This is a genomic window from Enterobacter sp. 50793107 (assembly GCF_001463365.1).
Lineage (GTDB): Bacteria > Pseudomonadota > Gammaproteobacteria > Enterobacterales > Enterobacteriaceae > Enterobacter > Enterobacter cloacae.
The window spans coordinates 1-579 of the sequence record NZ_LNII01000049.1; the positions used below are offsets into that span (position 1 = coordinate 1).

A 579-nucleotide genomic window follows, 5' to 3' on the forward strand; every position below is an offset into this window, starting at 1 on the left:
CGACAGCGACTTCCGTCCCAGCCGTGCCAGGTGCTGCCTCAGATTCAGGTTATGCCGCTCAATTCGCTGCGTATATCGCTTGCTGATTACGTGCAGCTTTCCCTTCAGGCGGGATTCATACAGCGGCCAGCCATCCGTCATCCATATCACCACGTCAAAGGGTGACAGCAGGCTCATAAGACGCCCCAGCGTCGCCATAGTGCGTTCACCGAATACGTGCGCAAACCGTCTTCCGGAGCCTGTCATACGCGTAAAACAGCCAGCGCTGGCGCGATTTAGCCCCGACGTATCCCCACTGTTCGTCCATTTCCGCGCAGACGATGACGTCACTGCCCGGCTGTATGCGCGAGGTTACCGACTGCGGCCTGAGTTTTTTAAGTGACGTAAAATCGTGTTGAGGCCAACGCCCATAATGCGGGCGGTTGCCCGGCATCCAACGCCATTCATGGCCATATCAATGATTTTCTGGTGCGTACCGGGTTGAGAAGCGGTGTAAGTGAACTGCAGTTGCCATGTTTTACGGCAGTGAGAGCAGAGATAGCGCTGATGTCCGGCGGTGCTTTTGCCGTTACGCACCAC

General features: G+C 56.5%; 2 protein-coding genes. Both read right to left on the reverse strand.

All coding sequences use genetic code 11. The features are described 5' to 3' along the window. Nucleotides 1-246: IS1 family transposase (locus APU11_RS29115; RefSeq protein WP_308302580.1), on the reverse strand; the 246-nt coding region annotated here is incomplete at its 3' end. 105 nt (nucleotides 247-351) lie between these two features. Further along, on the reverse strand, nucleotides 352-579 hold a 228-nt coding region (locus tag APU11_RS29120), incomplete at its 5' end, for an IS1-like element transposase (RefSeq protein WP_032294759.1).